At 56.6% G+C, this 610-nt stretch carries 1 protein-coding gene; it reads left to right on the top strand.

Annotated elements, in window-relative coordinates; genetic code table 11:
• The coding region (locus tag C3451_RS24205) for a phage tail sheath subtilisin-like domain-containing protein (RefSeq protein ID WP_192894895.1) at window positions 1-610 on the top strand (610 nt) is incomplete at both ends.

The raw sequence follows: 610 nt of genomic DNA, 5'->3' as shown, positions 1-610 counted from the left end.
TTAACAGCGTACTGGGTAAGGCGGGTAAAACCGGCTCCCTGTACAAAACGCTTAAAGCCATCGCTGACCAGACCAGCCCGAAGGTCATCGTTGTGCGCGTGGCAGCAGCGACCGAAGAAGAAGGCGGTAAAACGCAGTCGCAGCTCATCATGGGTGGCACGGCAGAAGACGGCAGCTATACCGGCATGTACGCGTTTCTGACTGCCGAACAGAAGGTGGGTTATCGCCCGCGCATTCTGGCCGTGCCGGATTACGACACGGAAGAAGTGACCTCCGCGCTGTGCGTCATTGCGCAGAATCTGCGTGCGTTTGTTTATGCCAGTTGCTACGGCTGCTCGACGATGGCAGAAGCTATCGCCTACCGCGCAACCTTCGCCTATCGTGAGCTAATGCTTATCTGGCCTGATTTCATCGCCTTCAACCCGCAGACCGGAGAAAACGAAGTCTTTCCGGCTCCGGCGTATGCCTGCGGCCTGCGTGCGTTGATTGACAACAATCAGGGCTGGCACAAATCGCTTTCCAACGTGTCGGTCAAGAACGTGCTGGGCATTTCGCAGGATGTTTTCTGGTCGCTACAGGCCGAAGACAGCGACGCGAACGAACTCAACAA

This window comes from Enterobacter sp. 301B (assembly GCF_003850715.1).
GTDB lineage: Bacteria > Pseudomonadota > Gammaproteobacteria > Enterobacterales > Enterobacteriaceae > Enterobacter > Enterobacter intestinihominis.
This window is presented reverse-complemented; position numbering and strand designations above follow the sequence as displayed.